The sequence below is a fragment of the Nocardia sp. NPDC052254 genome (genome assembly GCF_040679495.1).
Lineage (GTDB): Bacteria > Actinomycetota > Actinomycetes > Mycobacteriales > Mycobacteriaceae > Nocardia.
The window spans coordinates 207836-222696 of sequence record NZ_JBFAUW010000004.1; the positions used below are offsets into that span (position 1 = coordinate 207836).

The following is a 14861-nucleotide window of genomic DNA, read 5'->3' on the forward strand; positions in this document are numbered from 1 at the left end:
CCGGCGATCAGCCGATTTGCACATTCACCCGAACTGATGTTCGGTGAAAGCGTTGACCGCGAGTTGGTCACGGATTACTCTCACCTCGATCACACATATGTTCGAGTTCTCGGGTAATCGACCTCGGTAGCGCGGCTGTTACCGGGAAAGGCACGCCATGCTCGACGAGCAGTCGACCGGAACAACCGCAGATCAATCGGCGGATTCCGCACACCGTTCGCGCGGCCAGGCCGCATCCTCTCCCGCCGCGCGGGTCGCGACCCCCACCTCGGTTCCGGCCGAGTTGAGTGCCCTGGCCCAGCGGGTGGCCACCGCGCGCAACAAATTGCCGCTGCAGGCCGATCCGGCGTTGTTCGCCGAATTGTCCGACCGGGAAATCACCGCGGAACGCGAGCTCGCCGAATGGATTCGCACCCAGCGCCGGCAGCAGCGCAAGCGCGCCGTCAGCGCGGAATTGACCGCCGAGAAACGTGACCGCCGGGTGGCACTGACCTTGCGCCGTGCCGACGAATCCGATGCCCGCTGGCATCGCCGCGCCCGGGCCGCGCGCATGCGGGTCTCGAACTCCGATGCCCGGCTGGCGCAACTGTTCCGCCGCGCCGAATGGTCCTCGCGGGCACTGATCGGCGTGGTGATTCTCGGCATGGTGTGGGCCGGGGTGAATGTGCAGCACAACCTGGTACCCAGCGGTGACATGTCGGATCCGCTGTACTGGCTCAGCTACGGCTTCGAGGCGATGATCTCGATCCCGATCATCACCATCATGGTGGTCGCCACCACCGCCGCCCGCTGGGGTCGCGAGATCGATCGCGGCAAGGTGGTGTTTCTGGAGACGGCCCTGCTGGGCGTCACCATCGCCCTGAACGCCGGTCCTCACCTGGTGGGCGGTGAACCCGCCCGCGCGGCCGAAGCCGCCGTCGCCCCGGTCATGGTCGGCGTGGTGATCTGGCTGCATTCCTGGGTTTCGGCCAGATATGCGCAGTTGATCGACGATATTCCGGTCGAGGAGATCGATTCCGACGATCCCCGGCCCTCGGGATACCGGCCGAGTTACCGGCCGGACGACCACGCCACCTGGGCCGGCCAGGATGCCCTGCCGGTCGTGGATCCAGATTTCCACAGTTATCCCCAACTAGCACAGATGCTCGCGACCGAAGGCGTTCCGCTATGCGACAGTCCCGGCGTCGATCACTGGAATACTTTTGCGCCGCACTCTGATTCAGCGGAACCCACGCAACGCGAACACGACACCGAACCGGCGCATCCGAATATCCGGGACCTTCGCCCATCGAGCGAAATCCCCATGTCACCCGTGGATTTCACGAATTCAGAGGTACCGAATTCGACACATTCCTCGAATTTCCCTGCAATCAAAGACAATTCGGCCGCACCGGCCATGCCGGTCTCCGCCGCCACCGAACAGCCCGCCGCCGCCACCGAGAGCGCATCGCATTCGCTTCCGGACACACCGGTCACGACCGCCCAATCCGGCCGCTCCGAATCGCCGGCGGCCGACACGCTTCGACACCACACGCAATCCCCCGGATCGCGCTCCGCGACAGTGGCACAACCAATTCCGGCGCCGGCATCGCCCGAACCGGCCGGAGAATCCTCCGACTCGACAAGCCCCGGGGCAGCAATGGAATCCGAGCGCGCGCCGCGCCGGACCGACCAGCGCGAGGGCACCGCACTGCACATCGTCTCCGATGAGCCCCGCAAAACCCGCACCCGGCGCGCGGTGGACGATGCCGTGCAGCTGGTGCTCGGCGAGCCGATCGCCGAATCGCCGCGTACCACCCACCCGGCCGCACCGGCGACGAGCACCGTCGCGGACACGGCATCGGAGCCCACGGACCGTGGCCATCGCCCCGTCGGAAACCTCGGCGCCGCCGCGGCGGAAGATCCGGCCGACGCGGAATCGGACGCGCCGGATGTCGTCGACGACGAGTTCGAACCCGACGACATCGACGCCGTCGCCGACGAGCACGCCCAAGCCGAAGGCAGCGATATCGCCATCTGGTCGGTGGCCCGTCAGATCCGGGAGCGCGGCCTGTCCAAGCTGCCCGTGGAACAGCTCGCGGAGATCCTCACCCTGACCGATGAATCCTGGACCCCGGCGGCGATCGGCGCGGCTGTGGGCCTGCCCGGCTCGCGCATCCTGGGCATCCTCGAGACCGCCCGGCGGATCAGTCTGCCGCTGGCCGTCGGAGGCTGAGTCGGCCGCACGATATCGCAACAGCGCAGCAATCCTGACCGGCATCCGCTGACACGCCGGTTTCAGGGCCTCTACCAGGCGATTCAGTTGTCTCGTAGGGGGCGATGAGGATCCTCACAGGTTCGGCCGCGATCATGGAGTGGCGACCGACTCGAGGAAGTACATGATCGACACCTTTCCGCGAGCGCATTCGTCGGCGATCTTGCTGCGCGACGGACGGTGCTCCTACCCATGGATCCCGGCTGCGCGATGAGCTCAGTATTGGTGACCTCGGCCCTCGAGCGGCCGACGGCCGACACCGCGACGCCGCAACCCTCCCGTCCCTATCTTCACCAGGTCAATCTGTTCCGGATACTGACCTTCGCCTGTGTCATCGGTGTGCACGTGATCGACAGATCCGCCGATCCCAACAGCGTGTCGGCCAACGGCGTGATGGTGCTGCTGCACTTCCCCCGTGAGGCCTTCTTCACGCTCACCGGATTCGTACTGATCTATCAGTACGCCGACCGCTCCTTCGCGGCCCGTCGTTTCTGGCGACGACGATTCGCGCTGGTCGGCATCCCCTACGTGCTCTGGTCGGTGTTCTACTGGGGATATTCGATCGTGGCCGGAATCCACCAGGAAACCGCGGCCCAATCCGTGCGCCGGCTGGCGCTGGAACTGGTGACCGGCGAAGCCTGGTACCAGCTCTACTTCCTGCTCGTATCGATGCAGATCTACCTGTTGTTCCCGCTGCTGCTGCGTCTGGTGCGCCGCACCGCCGGGTATCACAAGTGGCTGCTCGGGGGAAGCGCGATCGTCCAGCTGGGCATGGTGTGGGCGCTGTCGCACCCACCTGCCCTCACCGGGATTCCGCAGCAACTGTGGGACCACCTGTACGTAACGGTACTTCCGTACCAATTCTACGTACTGTTCGGCGCCGTGGCGGCCTGGCACATCGGTTCGGTCGATCGGGTGGTGCGGCGCTTCGGCCCGCTCGTACTACTCGGCACCGTCGTGGCCGGACTCGGCGCGGAGCTGTGGTACCAGCGATCGGTGGCGGGCGGCGCCACCCCGTGGCAGGCCGACAACGTCTTCAATCCGTATATGGCCGGGTATTTCATCGCGCTGATCGCCGGCCTCTACACCCTCAGCACCTGGTGGTCGTGGCTGCGGCCCAGGTACCGGGCCGTGCCCGTCATCTCGCGCTACGGCGCCGACCGCTCCTTCGCGGTCTTCCTCATCCATCCGATCATGCTCGAACTACTCATGCCGCTGTCCCCGCGCCTCAACAGTGGCCTGGGCGCGGGCTGGGGCACCGCGATGCTGTTCGTGGCGGTCCTCGCCTCGACGCTGGCAGTCGTGGAAGTCGTGCGGCACGCTCCCGGCAGCATCTGGCTCACCGGTCGCGCGCGTATCGAGGGACCCACCGCGCTGGGTCGCTGGGTGCGCTCCCTCCCGCTGTCCGGCCGCCCGGCGGCGGACCGGGCCCGCGAACACGGCCCGTCGCTCGCCGAGCCCGACCGGGCGTGACGATCACGCCCCGAACACAACAGCCCTGCACACCAACGGGTTTCGTGCTAAGCCTGACCGGTGACCGACGCACGCGAGCAACCCCGCGACCGGGAGGATCCGGTCCTGCGGCGGCTGCACGATCAGCTGGACTGGTATCGCCACAAGAGCCGGAGTGCTCAAACCGCTTACAAGCGGGTGAAATTCGGTCAGATCGCCGTCGGCGCCATCATCCCGGTGATCGCCGCGGCCGGCGTCGCCGGCTGGATCACGGCGACCGTCGCCGCCGCCGTCGTGGTAGCCGAGGGCGCACAGCAGCTGTTCCAATGGCACACCCATTGGCTGCTGTATCGTTCCGCCGCCGAGGAATTGAAGCACGAGGACTTCCTGTATTCGATCCAGTCCGGGCCCTACGCGGGCGACGATCGACGCATGATTCTCGCGGAACGCGTCGAAGCCGTGACGAACAAGGAACACACAGCCTGGGTGGCCCGCGGACGATCACAGGCCGCGGCACCGTCGATGACGCAGCTCGCGGGAACGCCGGTGGCGAAACCGTCCGACCTTCCGTGAGCGACATCGCCGCGGGCACAGGTCGATGGACAACCACCGCGTGACCAGGTACGACGCCGACCGGCTCACTCCCCGGACAGCAGGCGCCCGGTGAATCCGGCGGCCACCAGGCGGGCGTAGGCCGCGTCGACCTCCGGCGGAATCCTCTGCTCGACGGCCCATCCGCGCGCCGCATAGACCCGCACCCGCTGGGTATCACCGACGAGCATCGAGATCACCCGATCCACATCGCCGATCCGCGCCACATGGTCCTCGACACTCTCCGGCAGCGACCCGCACACCACATCCACTGCGGGCCAGCGCTTGCGGCAGGTCGCGTAGCTGCGCCGCTGCTGGTACGGGCGGCAGATCAACATCACCGACCGCACCGAATGCCCCGATGCCGACAGCAACGCGCGAGTGAAGTCGATGTTCTCCCCGGTATTGGCCGCCTGCGTCTCGACCAGGACCGCGGGCTCCGGAACCCCCAGTGCCACCGCGTGTTCGCGATAGTGCACCGCCTCGCCACGCGGAAAGGCGGCCACTGTCGTCGGCGCATTGGCACCGGTGAACACGATCGTCGGGAAGAAACCACGCCGATACAGCTCGGCGGCGTAGGTGGCCACTCCGAGATCGTGGCTACCCAGTCCGATGGCCGTATCCACCCTGCGGGGTTCGTGCCCCATGAGGTTGTAGTCCCACAGGGTGTGCACATCGGCACGGATATCGTCCGGGAGACTCGACAGTGGGGGCGTCACGATGCGACGGTACCGAAGCGGCGGACGACGCCCAGCATGGCGAACCGGGACCGTGGCCTCGGCTGCGCGGGCGCTATGCCGACCAGCGCAGCGTCCAATCGTTGTGGCAGCACTCCAGGCTCGCGGAAACCCGGCATCATCCTCGGATGGCCGAGAGATTCCGAGGACGCCGTCCGCGACCCGGATGCCCACGGCCTATCGGAACGCCGCGATGTGGCGGGCGGCCCACTCGGTGAAGGTACGGGCCGGACGGCCGAGGACTCGCTCCACGTCCGACTGGACCGATTGCTCAGCGGCCGTGGGCGTTCCGAGCACGTCGAGAGTCGCCTCGACGACGAGCTCCGGCATGAATCCGAGCATCCGGGTCCGTGCCTGCTCGCGACTCTCCTCGACGAATCGGACCGGCTCACCGAGCACATCTCCGATCGCCTCGGCCTGCTGCCGCGGTGAGATCGGCTCCGGACCGGTCAGCGTGTAGATCGCACCGCCATGTCCCGGCTCACGCAGGGCGACGGCCGCGACCTCGGCGATATCGACGGGATCGACGGCCGGCAACGCGACATCGCCGAACGGCGCCACCACCACGCGTCCGGTGCGCACCGATTCGGCCCATTGCAGAGCGTTGGAGTCGAAGTTGCCCGGGCGCACCATGGTCCATTCCACATCCAGCTGCCGCACAGCGTCTTCCAGATGCGGAGAGTGCCGTTTCGTGCCGACGCCCTGGGACGAGAGCAGCACGACCCGCGGCACGCCTGCTTTCTCGACCACCTTGGCGACCTTGGCGATATCGCCCTTCGCCAAGAAGTCCGGTCCCGTCAGCAGGAACATCGCCTCCACACCGCGGAGTACGGGCGCGAGGCTTTCCGGCTCGATCAGATCGGCCTGCACGGACCGGACGCCCGCGGGCATCTCGGCAGCTCGGCGCGCCACGGCCGTCACGGGTGCACCCGCATCCACGAGCGCCTGCACCAGCGGTCGCCCGACGTTTCCGGTAGCTCCGGTTACCACGATCATCTGTTTCTCCTGTTCACCGAATGACCAGGAAGACGCTACTATCGTCGAGACAGTAGGTACCTACAGGAAAGTGGCTCGCAAGTGATCGACGTCACAGCAGATCTGCCGCCCGAGCTGGCATGCCCGATCGCCCCGGTGGTCGACCTCGTCTTCAGCCGGTGGACCACACCGATCCTCTGGACACTGCACACATCGGGCCGTATGCGGTTCGTGGAACTGGAGCGCCACATCACCACGATCTCTCCCAAGGTCCTGACCCAGCGCCTGCGTCAACTCGAACGCGACGGCATGATCGAACGCACCCACTACCCCGAGGTGCCGCCCCGAGTGGAGTACGAGATCACCGATCTGGGTCGCAGCCTGGCCCCCTTGTTCGCCGCTCTCGGCGAATGGTCGGTCAACCTCGACAAGGTCGAGCAGGCTCGCCGCGAATACGACTCCCGCACAACGACATCCGTAACCCACCGCTGACGGGGCGCTACTCCGGTTCCGGGCCGGTGATCGTCGAGGTCGTCATGCCCGCACTCGTACGCCGGTAAGCCGCGGAGATACCGCTCAGTTCGGACGTGCTCAACACCTCGTCGATCGAGTCGAATCCGTCCGGCGCGCGTTCGGACACCATGTGCATGATCCGGTCCATCGGCATATCCCGATTCGCGAGCACGATGGCGTTGACGGCCGCACGCCGCACCGCCTCGTAACGGGCCAGCCCCGTGATCACGTCGCCCGCGGCCGACAGTTCGGCCGCGAGCACCCGGGCATCGAGGATGGCCTGGGAACCTCCGTTGGAACCGATCGGATACATCGGATGCGCGGCGTCACCGATCAGGTTCACCCGATCGGTTCCCCACCACGGCAACGGATCTCGATCGACCATCGGATATTCGAGGATCCCCTCGCTCCCGGAGATGAGCTCGGCGATATCGACACCGGCCAATCGCCACCCCGCGTAATGCGGTAGCACGTCGCACAATTCACCGGTGCGATTCCAGTCCGGCGTCGGCGCGGACTCGTCGTGCACCCGCACCTCGGCGACCCAGTTCACCAGCGATTGCCCGCGCTGCTGCGCCGCCCGCGAAATCGGATACATCACGAAGCGCGCGGCGCGATTGGACCCGGCGAGAATCATGGTCCGGCCGTCCAGGAACGGCGCGGTCTCGGTGACACCGCGCCACATCCGGATTCCATTCCACAGCGGGCGGCCCTCACCGGGATGCAGCCGCGCACGCACGGCCGAATGCAGGCCGTCCGCGCCGATCAGCGCGTCGGCGGTCACTTCGACCACCGCGCCGGCGGTGCGATCCAGCACGCGGCATCGCACGCCCGTGGCGTCCTCGGTGAACGATTCGAGACTCATCCCCGTGCGCACGGCCGCGGCACCGAGACGGTCCCGAACCCCGGCCAGCAGCAGCGACTGTAGTTCACCGCGGTGAACGGAGTACTGCGGCCACGGATTTCCCGCGGCGAGTCCGCGCGGCTCGCTCCAGATCCGGTTGCCGAATCGATCGAGATGCCGCACCTGCCCGGTGGGAATGGCGCAATCCTCCAGTGCCGCAGCGAATCCCAGCTCGGCCAGTTCACCGACGGCATGCGGCAGCAGGTTGATCCCGACACCGAGGGGACGCAATGTGGTGACCGCGTCGATGACCGTGGCCTCGATCCCCACCGCGTGCAGGCTCGCCGCCGCCGTCAATCCCGCGATCCCGGCCCCGGCGATCAGTACCTTCATCGCGCTGCCGCACTGGGCACATGGATGGGATTGAACCGCTCGTGAATGTGGGCGATCGCATTCCTGGATTCGTCGGTGAGAACGTATTCCTTGTAGACGCAATCGATTTCGTCGTCTCGCGCCGGTTCGTCGACCGGCCATCGCGCCCAGCCGGTGGCCAGCAGCGTGCGGCCGAGATGCCGGCCGGATGCGTCGAGCCCGTGACCGATGGGGACCCGATCGTCCGTGAGAATCGCGGTCAGCTCCCGATCGCGACAGGCGACGGTCACCTGGTTCCGGGAGACCGGGCGAGCGTCACCCAGTTGCAGCATCGAACTCCTGCGCACGATCCGGTCGTCGCCGTCGCAGGCCAGCACATCGCGCAGCCGCGCGGGCAACGGCGCCGCCGTACCCCACGACTGCTCGATGATGTTGAGCGACAGGCTTTCTCCCAACAACGCTTCCAACAGTCGTGTGGTGGAACCGTCGGCACGCAACAGCATGCGCGTCACGGGCGGCAGCACACCCAGGTCCCAGCCCGCACCACTGTCCACCAGATGGACCATATGAGTCTCCACCCCAGCCGACCTGAGCGATGCGCTCGCGGAATTGCAAGCCGATCAACAGCTTATGAGACTTCACAGGCACCCGCACGGCCAGTGAGCCATCACACTCGATCCACGGATGCCATCCTCCGGCCCCGCGACCAGCGGGTGAAGGTGACGCGGCGCCGCCGAGCGAACACACGACAGGGTCCGGACAGACGAAGGCCCGCTTCCCGATCGGGAAGCGGGCCTTCGTATTTCGACTACACAGCCGAGGTGCGAAACAGGCCTACTTGGCCTTTTCGAGAACCTCCACCAGCCGCCACCGCTTGGTGGCCGACAGCGGACGGGTCTCCATCAGCTGCACGCGGTCGCCGACACCGGCAACCTCGTTCTCGTCATGCGCCTTCACCTTGGAGGTGGTGCGGATGATCTTGCCGTAGAGCGGGTGCCGGTTACGGTCTTCCAGCTCGACGACGATCGTCTTGTTCATCTTGTCCGAGACGACATAGCCGACGCGCACCTTGCGCGAGCCACGCTCGGTTTCCTTGGCCGGCGTCTTGGCCGGGCCCTTTACGTCGCTCATGCGGCGTCTCCCTTGCCTTCAGGACCGGAGGCCAGGCCGAGCTCGCGCTCACGCATGACCGTGTAGATGCGCGCGATCTCGTGGCGGACCACACGCAGGCGCCGGTTGTTCGTCATCTGACCGGTCGCCATCTGGAAGCGCAGGTTGAACAGCTCTTCCTTGGATTCACGCAGGCGGGCGACGAGCTCGTCCTCGTTGAGCTCGCGCAGGTCTGCGGCCGGAGTTCCGGTAGCCATCAGAACTGCTCCTCCCTGGTCACGATCCTGCACTTCATCGGGAGCTTGTGCATCGCGCGGCGCAGGGCCTCACGAGCGATCTCCTCGTTCGGGTAACTCATCTCGAACATCACCCGGCCGGGCTTGACGTTCGCGATCCACCACTCCGGCGAACCCTTACCGGAACCCATGCGGGTCTCGGCGGGCTTCTTGGTCAGCGGGCGATCCGGGTAGATGTTGATCCAGATCTTGCCGCCACGCTTGATGTGGCGGGTCATCGCGATACGCGCCGACTCGATCTGCCGGTTGGTGACGTAGGCGGGCTCGAGAGCCTGGATGCCGAACTCACCGAACGCCACCGAGGTGCCGCCCTTTGCCATACCGGAACGACCGGGGTGATGCTGCTTGCGGTGCTTGACCTTGCGGGGCATCAGCATGGGTCAGCCCTCCTTAGAAGACGGGGCCTCTGCAGGCTCCGCCACCGCGGTGGCGGCCCGGCCGGCCTCGGTGCTGGTCGCGGTGGTACCGGACGAACCGGACCGCCGCGGACGGCTCGGCCGCTCCCGACGCTCGCGACGCTCACCGGACGGAGCAGCGTTGGCCGTGACCTCACGCTTGCCACCGACGATGTCGCCCTTGTAGATCCAGACCTTCACGCCGATCCGGCCGAAGGTGGTCCGAGCCTCGTACAGGCCGTAATCGATGTCGGCGCGCAGCGTGTGCAGCGGCACCCGACCCTCGCGGTAGAACTCCGAGCGCGACATCTCGGCGCCACCGAGGCGGCCCGAGCACTGCACACGGATGCCCTTGACGTTCGGCGAGCGCATGGCCGACTGGATGGCCTTACGCATCGCGCGACGGAACGCCACACGGTTGGAGAGCTGCTCGGCCACACCCTGGGCAACCAGCTGCGCATCGGACTCGGGGTTCTTGACCTCGAGGATGTTCAGCTGAACCTGCTTACCGGTGAGCTTCTCCAGCGCGGCACGGATGCGGTCGGCCTCGGCGCCACGACGGCCGATCACGATGCCCGGACGCGCGGTGTGGATGTCCACCCGGACGCGATCACGAGTGCGCTCGATCTCGACCTTCGAGATGCCGGCCCGCTCCATACCGGTGCCCAGCAGTTTGCGGATCGCTACGTCTTCCTTGACGTATTCCTTGTACTGCTTGTCCGCGTACCAGCGGGACTTCCAATCGGTGGTGATACCGAGGCGGAAGCCATGGGGGTTGATTTTCTGTCCCATTTACTTAGCCCCTCCCTTCCGGCGGCTACGTGAGGAGGCGCTGGCAGTGTTAGGCAAGCTCTCGACCTCGATCGTGATGTGGCTGGTGCGCTTGCGGATCCGGAACGCACGCCCCTGGGCGCGCGGCTGGAAACGCTTCATGGTCGCGCCCTCGTCGACATACGCCGTCGAGATGACCAGGGTGTCGGGGTTCAGGCCGAAGTTGTTCTCGGCGTTCGCCGCGGCGCTCGCCACGACCTTGGCGACCGGCTCGCTGGCAGCCTGCGGCGCGAACCGCAGGATGTTCAGCGCGTCCTCGACTCGCTTGCCGCGGACCAGGTCCACGACGCGGCGAGCCTTCATCGGAGTGACGCGAACGTGCTTGGCGGTCGCGCGCGCGGTCGTGTTCTGAGGTTCGGATTCGCTCAGCTGTTTTGTTTGGCTCTTCGCTTCGCTCATCGCCGCTTGCTCTTCCGATCGTCCTTGATGTGGCTCCGGAACGTCCTGGTCGGCGCGAACTCACCGAGCTTGTGTCCGACCATGTTCTCCGAGACGAACACCGGCACGTGCTTGCGGCCGTCGTGGACCGAGAACGTGTGGCCGATGAAATCGGGGATGATGGTCGAACGACGCGACCAGGTCTTGATGACCTGCTTCGTGTTCTTCTCGTTCTGGACGTCCACCTTCTTGAGGAGGTGTTCGTCGACGAACGGGCCCTTCTTCAGGCTGCGTGGCATGTCTAACCTCCTCCTTAACGCTTCTTGCCGCGGCGGCGGACGATGAGCTTGTCGCTCGGGCGGTTGGGCTTACGAGTACGGCCTTCGGGCTTACCCCAGGGCGAGACCGGGTGGCGACCACCGGAGGTCTTGCCCTCACCACCACCGTGCGGGTGGTCGACGGGGTTCATCACGACACCACGGACCGTGGGGCGACGACCCTTCCAGCGCATACGGCCGGCCTTGCCCCAGTTGATGTTCGACTGCTCGGCGTTGCCGACCTCGCCGACGGTGGCGCGGCAGCGCACGTCGACGCGCCGGATTTCACCGGAAGGCATACGCAGCACGGCGTAGGAACCTTCCTTACCGAGCAGCTGGATGCTGATGCCGGCGGCACGGGCCAGTTTGGCGCCACCGCCCGGACGCAGCTCCACCGCGTGGATGGTGGTACCGGTCGGGATCGAGCGCAGCGGCAGGTTGTTGCCGGGCTTGATGTCGGCACCGGTGCCGGACTCGATCTTCGTGCCCTGGGCGATGCCCTTGGGCGCGATGATGTAGCGCTTCTCGCCGTCCGCGTAGTGCAGCAGGGCGATGTTGGCGGTGCGGTTCGGGTCGTACTCGATGTGAGCGACCTTGGCCGGGATGCCGTCCTTGTCCAACCGGCGGAAGTCGATCAGACGGTACGCCCGCTTGTGACCGCCACCGCGGTGACGAGTCGTGATGCGCCCGTGCGCGTTACGACCACCGGACTTGCTCAGCGGACGCAGCAGCGACTTCTCGGGAGTGGACCGGGTGATCTCAGCGAAGTCCGAAACGGACGACCCGCGCCTACCCGGCGTAGTCGGCTTGTACTTACGGATTGCCATGAGTTCTTCTCTGCTTTCTGGAGCACCGACCGCTTACGCGACCGGGCCTCCGAAGATCTCGATGGGCTTGCTGTCGGCCGAGATGGTCACGAGCGCGCGCTTGGTGCTCTTGCGCTGGCCGTAACCGAAGCGGGTCCGCTTGCGCTTGCCCTGACGGTTGGCAGTGTTGACGCTGGTCACCGTCACGCCGAAAACCTTCTCGACGGCGATCTTGATCTGCGTCTTGTTCGAGTCCGGGTGCACCAGGAAGGTGTAGGTGCCCTCTTCGATCAGCCCATAGGACTTCTCGGAGATCACCGGCGCGAGCAGAATGTCGCGCGGGTCGGCGATGGTGGTCACTTGCTTTCCTCCTGTGCAGACTCGGCCGGGCCGTGCACGAATGCGTTGAGCGCCTCGACGCTGAACACGACGTCGTCGCTCAGGAGCACGTCGTAGGTGTTCAGCTGGTCCGGAGCGATCGGGTGCACACCCTGCAGGTTCGCCACGCTCTTCCACGCGGTGATGTCTTCGCGGCCCACCACGATCAGAACCTTCTTGCGGTCCGACAGCTCGGCCAGGAAGTTACGGGCCGACTTGGTGGACGGGGTCTGACCGGCGACCAGCTCGCTGATCACGTGGATGCGCTCGTTGCGGGCCCGGTCCGACAGAGCGCCACGCAGGGCGGCGGCCTTCATCTTCTTGGGCAGACGCTGCGAGTAGTCGCGCGGCTGCGGGCCGTGCACGGTGCCACCGCCGGTGAACTGCGGAGCGCGGGTCGAACCCTGACGGGCGCGGCCGGTGCCCTTCTGGCGGTACGGCTTCTTGCCACCACCGCGAACCTCGCCGCGGGTCTTGGTGGCGTGCGTGCCCTGGCGCGCCGCGGCCTGCTGGGCCACGACGACCTGGTGCATCAGCGCGATGTTGGCGGTCGCGTCGAAGATCTCCGCGGGGAGCTCGACGGTGCCGTTGGTCTTGCCGCCCGGCTCTTTGACCGGCAGCGTCAGGTTGGTCTTAGTGTCGGTGCTCATGCCCGGGCACCACCCTTCGCAGCACTCTTGACGATCACGATGCCGCCCTTGCGGCCCGGGATCGCGCCCTTGATCAGCAGCAGGCCGTTCTCGGTGTCCACCTTGTGGACCGAGAGGTTCTGCGTGGTGACGCGGTCGTTACCCATCCGGCCGGCCATCCGCATGCCCTTGAAGACACGGCCCGGGGTGGAGCAACCACCGATGGAACCCGGCCGGCGGTGCACGGCCTGGGCACCGTGCGCGGCGCCCTGGCCCTTGAAGCCGTGACGCTTCATGACACCGGCGTAGCCCTTGCCCTTGCTGGTGCCGGTCACGTCGACGTAGGTGCCCTCTTCGAAGACATCCGCCGACAGCTCCTGGCCCACCTCGAACGAGGCGGCGTCGGCGACGCGGATCTCGGCGACGTGGCGGCGAGGAGTGACACCGGCCTTGGCGAACTGCCCGGAGACGGGCTTGTTCACCTTGCGCGGGTCGATCGCGCCGAAGGCGATCTGAACGGCGGAGTAGCCGTCGCGCTCTTCGGTGCGGATCTGGGTCACGACGTTCGGTCCGGCCTTGATGACGGTCACGGGAACGACGCGGTTCTTCTCGTCGAATACCTGGGTCATACCGAGCTTGGTACCGAGGATCCCCGCGGCGGGCCGCGTTTTGGCGTCAGCCACAGGCCCTTGCTTCTTGTTCTCAGTCATATCTGCAATCCCCGTCACTGAATGTTGACGTCGACGCTGGCCGGCAGATCGATACGCATGAGCGCGTCGACCGTCTTCGGCGTCGGGTCGAGGATGTCGATCAGCCGCTTGTGCGTGCGCATCTCGAAGTGCTCGCGCGAGTCCTTGTACTTGTGCGGCGAGCGGATGACGCAGTACACGTTCTTCTCGGTCGGCAACGGCACCGGCCCGACGACGCGGGCACCGGTGCGGGTCACTGTCTCCACGATCTTGCGCGCAGACGCGTCGATCGCCTCATGGTCATAGGCCTTGAGCCTGATGCGGATCTTTTGTCCCGCCACGCTAAGTGTCCTTTTCTCCGCTTTACGTTGTGTCCCAGAGGTTTTCACTCCGAAACACCCTCATTTGCACTTGCCCATCGAGACTCTCAGTCGAAATCGCAACCGGGCGCTGCCCAGTCCTCGCCGCTGTTCATCTGTCATGGTTCTTCCGGTCCACGCGGTCGGGCGTGTCGCCTATCCGCTCATTCTTCGGCCCAGGGCATATTTCACCTATTGGCCTCGGAACTTCGTCCCGGTCGTACCCGCGCCGGACTCGACGCCGATACTTCAGTGGGTGCTGCTCGCCTGCTGCCGATGAACGCACGCCATCGCTACAGGCAACCCGAACAGTATGCCCGAGCCCCCCGGATGCCTCCAAATCGGGGGTCGGATAACCCCGCACAGGCCGCAAATAGCAGGTCAGACCGTCAGCGATCGCAACCTCGGCCGAGTGCGCCGCCACACTACCGCACCGAAGACGAGCAGTCCGAGCAGTGGCAAGGTACCCAGGATCCAGCTCAATCCGATCGGCGGCCCGGGCTGATCGAGCACCCGCAGGCCGTCGAGCGCTCCCGCACCGCGACCCTGCGGACCGTCGATCGTGAAGGCGAACCGGTAGCTGCCGGGCGCGTCGAGCGCCTTGACGTCCAGGCCCCAGGAATCGCGTTTACGGGGATGACGGACCAGCGGCTGGGTGCGCACGGTCTTCAGCCCGGGACCACTGATCTGCAGCGTGCCGGATTTGCCCGCGATGCCGCCGTCGGGCAGAAAAGTGAAATCCAGGGACTGCATCGCACGCAGCGGCCACGTGGAGAAGCCCACGGTGACCTCGTACGGACCGGCCTGCACACGCTCGGTGTGCACGACGTTCACCGGCTGATAGGCGCCCGCCGGTCCCGCGCCGATCGTCACCAGCGCCGCGAGAACCAACAGCACCAACGGATACCGGGCGATACGGCGGGCACGGGACACCC

20 protein-coding genes are annotated in these 14861 nt (G+C 66.3%); 4 read left to right on the plus strand and 16 right to left on the minus strand.

Annotation, left to right across the window (positions count from 1 at the left end; genetic code table 11):
- Positions 1-157: 157 nt before the first annotated feature.
- The 3 genes from AB0L57_RS13060 to AB0L57_RS13070 all read left to right on the plus strand — a co-directional run bounded on the left by AB0L57_RS13060 (position 158) and on the right by AB0L57_RS13070 (position 4279).
- The gene (locus AB0L57_RS13060; RefSeq protein WP_364960921.1) at positions 158-2215 is read left to right on the plus strand and encodes a hypothetical protein; all 2058 of its coding nucleotides are present in this window, start codon (positions 158-160) and stop codon (positions 2213-2215) included.
- A gap of 249 nt (positions 2216-2464) precedes the next feature.
- Positions 2465-3727: an acyltransferase gene (locus AB0L57_RS13065; RefSeq protein ID WP_364960923.1), complete on the plus strand. Its 1263-nt coding sequence runs from the start codon at positions 2465-2467 to the stop codon at positions 3725-3727.
- Positions 3728-3787: 60 nt separating this feature from the next.
- Positions 3788-4279 carry a DUF4231 domain-containing protein gene (locus AB0L57_RS13070; RefSeq protein ID WP_364960925.1) on the plus strand — a complete coding sequence of 164 codons (492 nt, stop codon included), beginning with the start codon at positions 3788-3790 and terminating at the stop codon, positions 4277-4279.
- A 65-nt stretch (positions 4280-4344) separates the two neighbouring features.
- Here the strand turns inward: AB0L57_RS13070 and AB0L57_RS13075 are convergent, their stop codons facing one another.
- Both AB0L57_RS13075 and AB0L57_RS13080 read right to left on the minus strand, forming a co-directional pair.
- Positions 4345-5016, minus strand: coding sequence for a YdcF family protein (locus AB0L57_RS13075; RefSeq protein WP_364960927.1), 672 nt, complete (start codon positions 5014-5016; stop codon positions 4345-4347).
- Positions 5017-5211: 195 nt separating this feature from the next.
- Positions 5212-6030: an NAD(P)H-binding protein gene (locus AB0L57_RS13080; protein ID WP_364960929.1), complete on the minus strand. Its 819-nt coding sequence runs from the start codon at positions 6028-6030 to the stop codon at positions 5212-5214.
- An 81-nt stretch (positions 6031-6111) separates the two neighbouring features.
- Here AB0L57_RS13080 and AB0L57_RS13085 point away from each other — a divergent pair, with 81 nt between their 5' ends.
- Positions 6112-6501 carry a helix-turn-helix domain-containing protein gene (locus tag AB0L57_RS13085; protein ID WP_364960931.1) on the plus strand — a complete coding sequence of 130 codons (390 nt, stop codon included), beginning with the start codon at positions 6112-6114 and terminating at the stop codon, positions 6499-6501.
- Positions 6502-6508: 7 nt separating this feature from the next.
- Here AB0L57_RS13085 and AB0L57_RS13090 read toward each other — a convergent pair whose 3' ends face one another.
- The 14 genes from AB0L57_RS13090 to AB0L57_RS13155 all read right to left on the minus strand — a co-directional run bounded on the left by AB0L57_RS13090 (position 6509) and on the right by AB0L57_RS13155 (position 14826).
- Positions 6509-7759, minus strand: coding sequence for a flavin-dependent oxidoreductase (locus AB0L57_RS13090; protein WP_364960933.1), 1251 nt, complete (start codon positions 7757-7759; stop codon positions 6509-6511).
- Positions 7756-8304 carry a hypothetical protein gene (locus AB0L57_RS13095; protein ID WP_364960935.1) on the minus strand — a complete coding sequence of 183 codons (549 nt, stop codon included), beginning with the start codon at positions 8302-8304 and terminating at the stop codon, positions 7756-7758. The genes AB0L57_RS13090 and AB0L57_RS13095 overlap by 4 nt, the downstream gene beginning before the upstream one ends.
- Positions 8305-8572: 268 nt before the next feature.
- A complete protein-coding gene (gene rpsQ, locus AB0L57_RS13100) occupies positions 8573-8869 on the minus strand; it encodes a 30S ribosomal protein S17 (RefSeq protein ID WP_364960937.1) in 297 nt (98 codons plus the stop codon).
- Complete coding sequence (gene rpmC / locus AB0L57_RS13105) at positions 8866-9105, minus strand: 50S ribosomal protein L29 (RefSeq protein ID WP_227984360.1); 240 nt, start codon at positions 9103-9105, stop codon at positions 8866-8868. Before rpmC ends, rpsQ begins: the two co-directional genes overlap by 4 nt.
- The gene (gene rplP / locus AB0L57_RS13110) at positions 9105-9521 is read right to left on the minus strand and encodes a 50S ribosomal protein L16 (protein WP_025347180.1); all 417 of its coding nucleotides are present in this window, start codon (positions 9519-9521) and stop codon (positions 9105-9107) included. The genes rpmC and rplP overlap by 1 nt, the downstream gene beginning before the upstream one ends.
- A 3-nt stretch (positions 9522-9524) precedes the next feature.
- Positions 9525-10331 carry a 30S ribosomal protein S3 gene (rpsC, locus tag AB0L57_RS13115; protein ID WP_364960940.1) on the minus strand — a complete coding sequence of 269 codons (807 nt, stop codon included), beginning with the start codon at positions 10329-10331 and terminating at the stop codon, positions 9525-9527.
- Positions 10332-10739, minus strand: coding sequence for a 50S ribosomal protein L22 (rplV, locus tag AB0L57_RS13120; protein ID WP_364961355.1), 408 nt, complete (start codon positions 10737-10739; stop codon positions 10332-10334).
- Positions 10740-10765: 26 nt separating this feature from the next.
- Positions 10766-11047, minus strand: a complete 282-nt coding sequence (gene rpsS / locus AB0L57_RS13125; protein ID WP_364960942.1) for a 30S ribosomal protein S19 — start codon at positions 11045-11047, stop codon at positions 10766-10768.
- Positions 11048-11061: 14 nt separating this feature from the next.
- Positions 11062-11892 (minus strand): 50S ribosomal protein L2, encoded by an 831-nt coding sequence (rplB, locus tag AB0L57_RS13130; protein WP_364960944.1) that lies wholly within the window; start codon positions 11890-11892, stop codon positions 11062-11064.
- Positions 11893-11925: 33 nt separating this feature from the next.
- The gene (gene rplW, locus AB0L57_RS13135; RefSeq protein WP_025347175.1) at positions 11926-12231 is read right to left on the minus strand and encodes a 50S ribosomal protein L23; all 306 of its coding nucleotides are present in this window, start codon (positions 12229-12231) and stop codon (positions 11926-11928) included.
- Positions 12228-12899: a 50S ribosomal protein L4 gene (gene rplD / locus AB0L57_RS13140; RefSeq protein WP_364960946.1), complete on the minus strand. Its 672-nt coding sequence runs from the start codon at positions 12897-12899 to the stop codon at positions 12228-12230. Before rplD ends, rplW begins: the two co-directional genes overlap by 4 nt.
- A complete protein-coding gene (gene rplC, locus AB0L57_RS13145) occupies positions 12896-13561 on the minus strand; it encodes a 50S ribosomal protein L3 (RefSeq protein WP_364960948.1) in 666 nt (221 codons plus the stop codon). Before rplC ends, rplD begins: the two co-directional genes overlap by 4 nt.
- A gap of 41 nt (positions 13562-13602) precedes the next feature.
- Positions 13603-13908 carry a 30S ribosomal protein S10 gene (gene rpsJ / locus AB0L57_RS13150; RefSeq protein ID WP_003938093.1) on the minus strand — a complete coding sequence of 102 codons (306 nt, stop codon included), beginning with the start codon at positions 13906-13908 and terminating at the stop codon, positions 13603-13605.
- A 399-nt stretch (positions 13909-14307) separates the two neighbouring features.
- The gene (locus tag AB0L57_RS13155) at positions 14308-14826 is read right to left on the minus strand and encodes a hypothetical protein (protein WP_364961357.1); all 519 of its coding nucleotides are present in this window, start codon (positions 14824-14826) and stop codon (positions 14308-14310) included.
- Between the last annotated feature and the right edge of the window lie 35 nt (positions 14827-14861).

Coding starts and splice junctions, on each gene's coding strand:
- AB0L57_RS13060 (WP_364960921.1), top strand. CDS start 158: ATGCTCGACGAGCAGTCGACCGGAACAACCGCAGATCAATCGGCGGAT.
- AB0L57_RS13065 (WP_364960923.1), top strand. CDS start 2,465: ATGAGCTCAGTATTGGTGACCTCGGCCCTCGAGCGGCCGACGGCCGAC.
- AB0L57_RS13080 (WP_364960929.1), bottom strand. CDS start 6,030: ATGATCGTGGTAACCGGAGCTACCGGAAACGTCGGGCGACCGCTGGTG.
- AB0L57_RS13090 (WP_364960933.1), bottom strand. CDS start 7,759: ATGAAGGTACTGATCGCCGGGGCCGGGATCGCGGGATTGACGGCGGCG.
- AB0L57_RS13095 (WP_364960935.1), bottom strand. CDS start 8,304: ATGGTCCATCTGGTGGACAGTGGTGCGGGCTGGGACCTGGGTGTGCTG.
- rpsQ (WP_364960937.1), bottom strand. CDS start 8,869: ATGAGCGACGTAAAGGGCCCGGCCAAGACGCCGGCCAAGGAAACCGAG.
- rpmC (WP_227984360.1), bottom strand. CDS start 9,105: ATGGCTACCGGAACTCCGGCCGCAGACCTGCGCGAGCTCAACGAGGAC.
- rplP (WP_025347180.1), bottom strand. CDS start 9,521: ATGCTGATGCCCCGCAAGGTCAAGCACCGCAAGCAGCATCACCCCGGT.
- rpsC (WP_364960940.1), bottom strand. CDS start 10,331: ATGGGACAGAAAATCAACCCCCATGGCTTCCGCCTCGGTATCACCACC.
- rpsS (WP_364960942.1), bottom strand. CDS start 11,047: ATGCCACGCAGCCTGAAGAAGGGCCCGTTCGTCGACGAACACCTCCTC.
- rplB (WP_364960944.1), bottom strand. CDS start 11,892: ATGGCAATCCGTAAGTACAAGCCGACTACGCCGGGTAGGCGCGGGTCG.
- rplD (WP_364960946.1), bottom strand. CDS start 12,899: ATGAGCACCGACACTAAGACCAACCTGACGCTGCCGGTCAAAGAGCCG.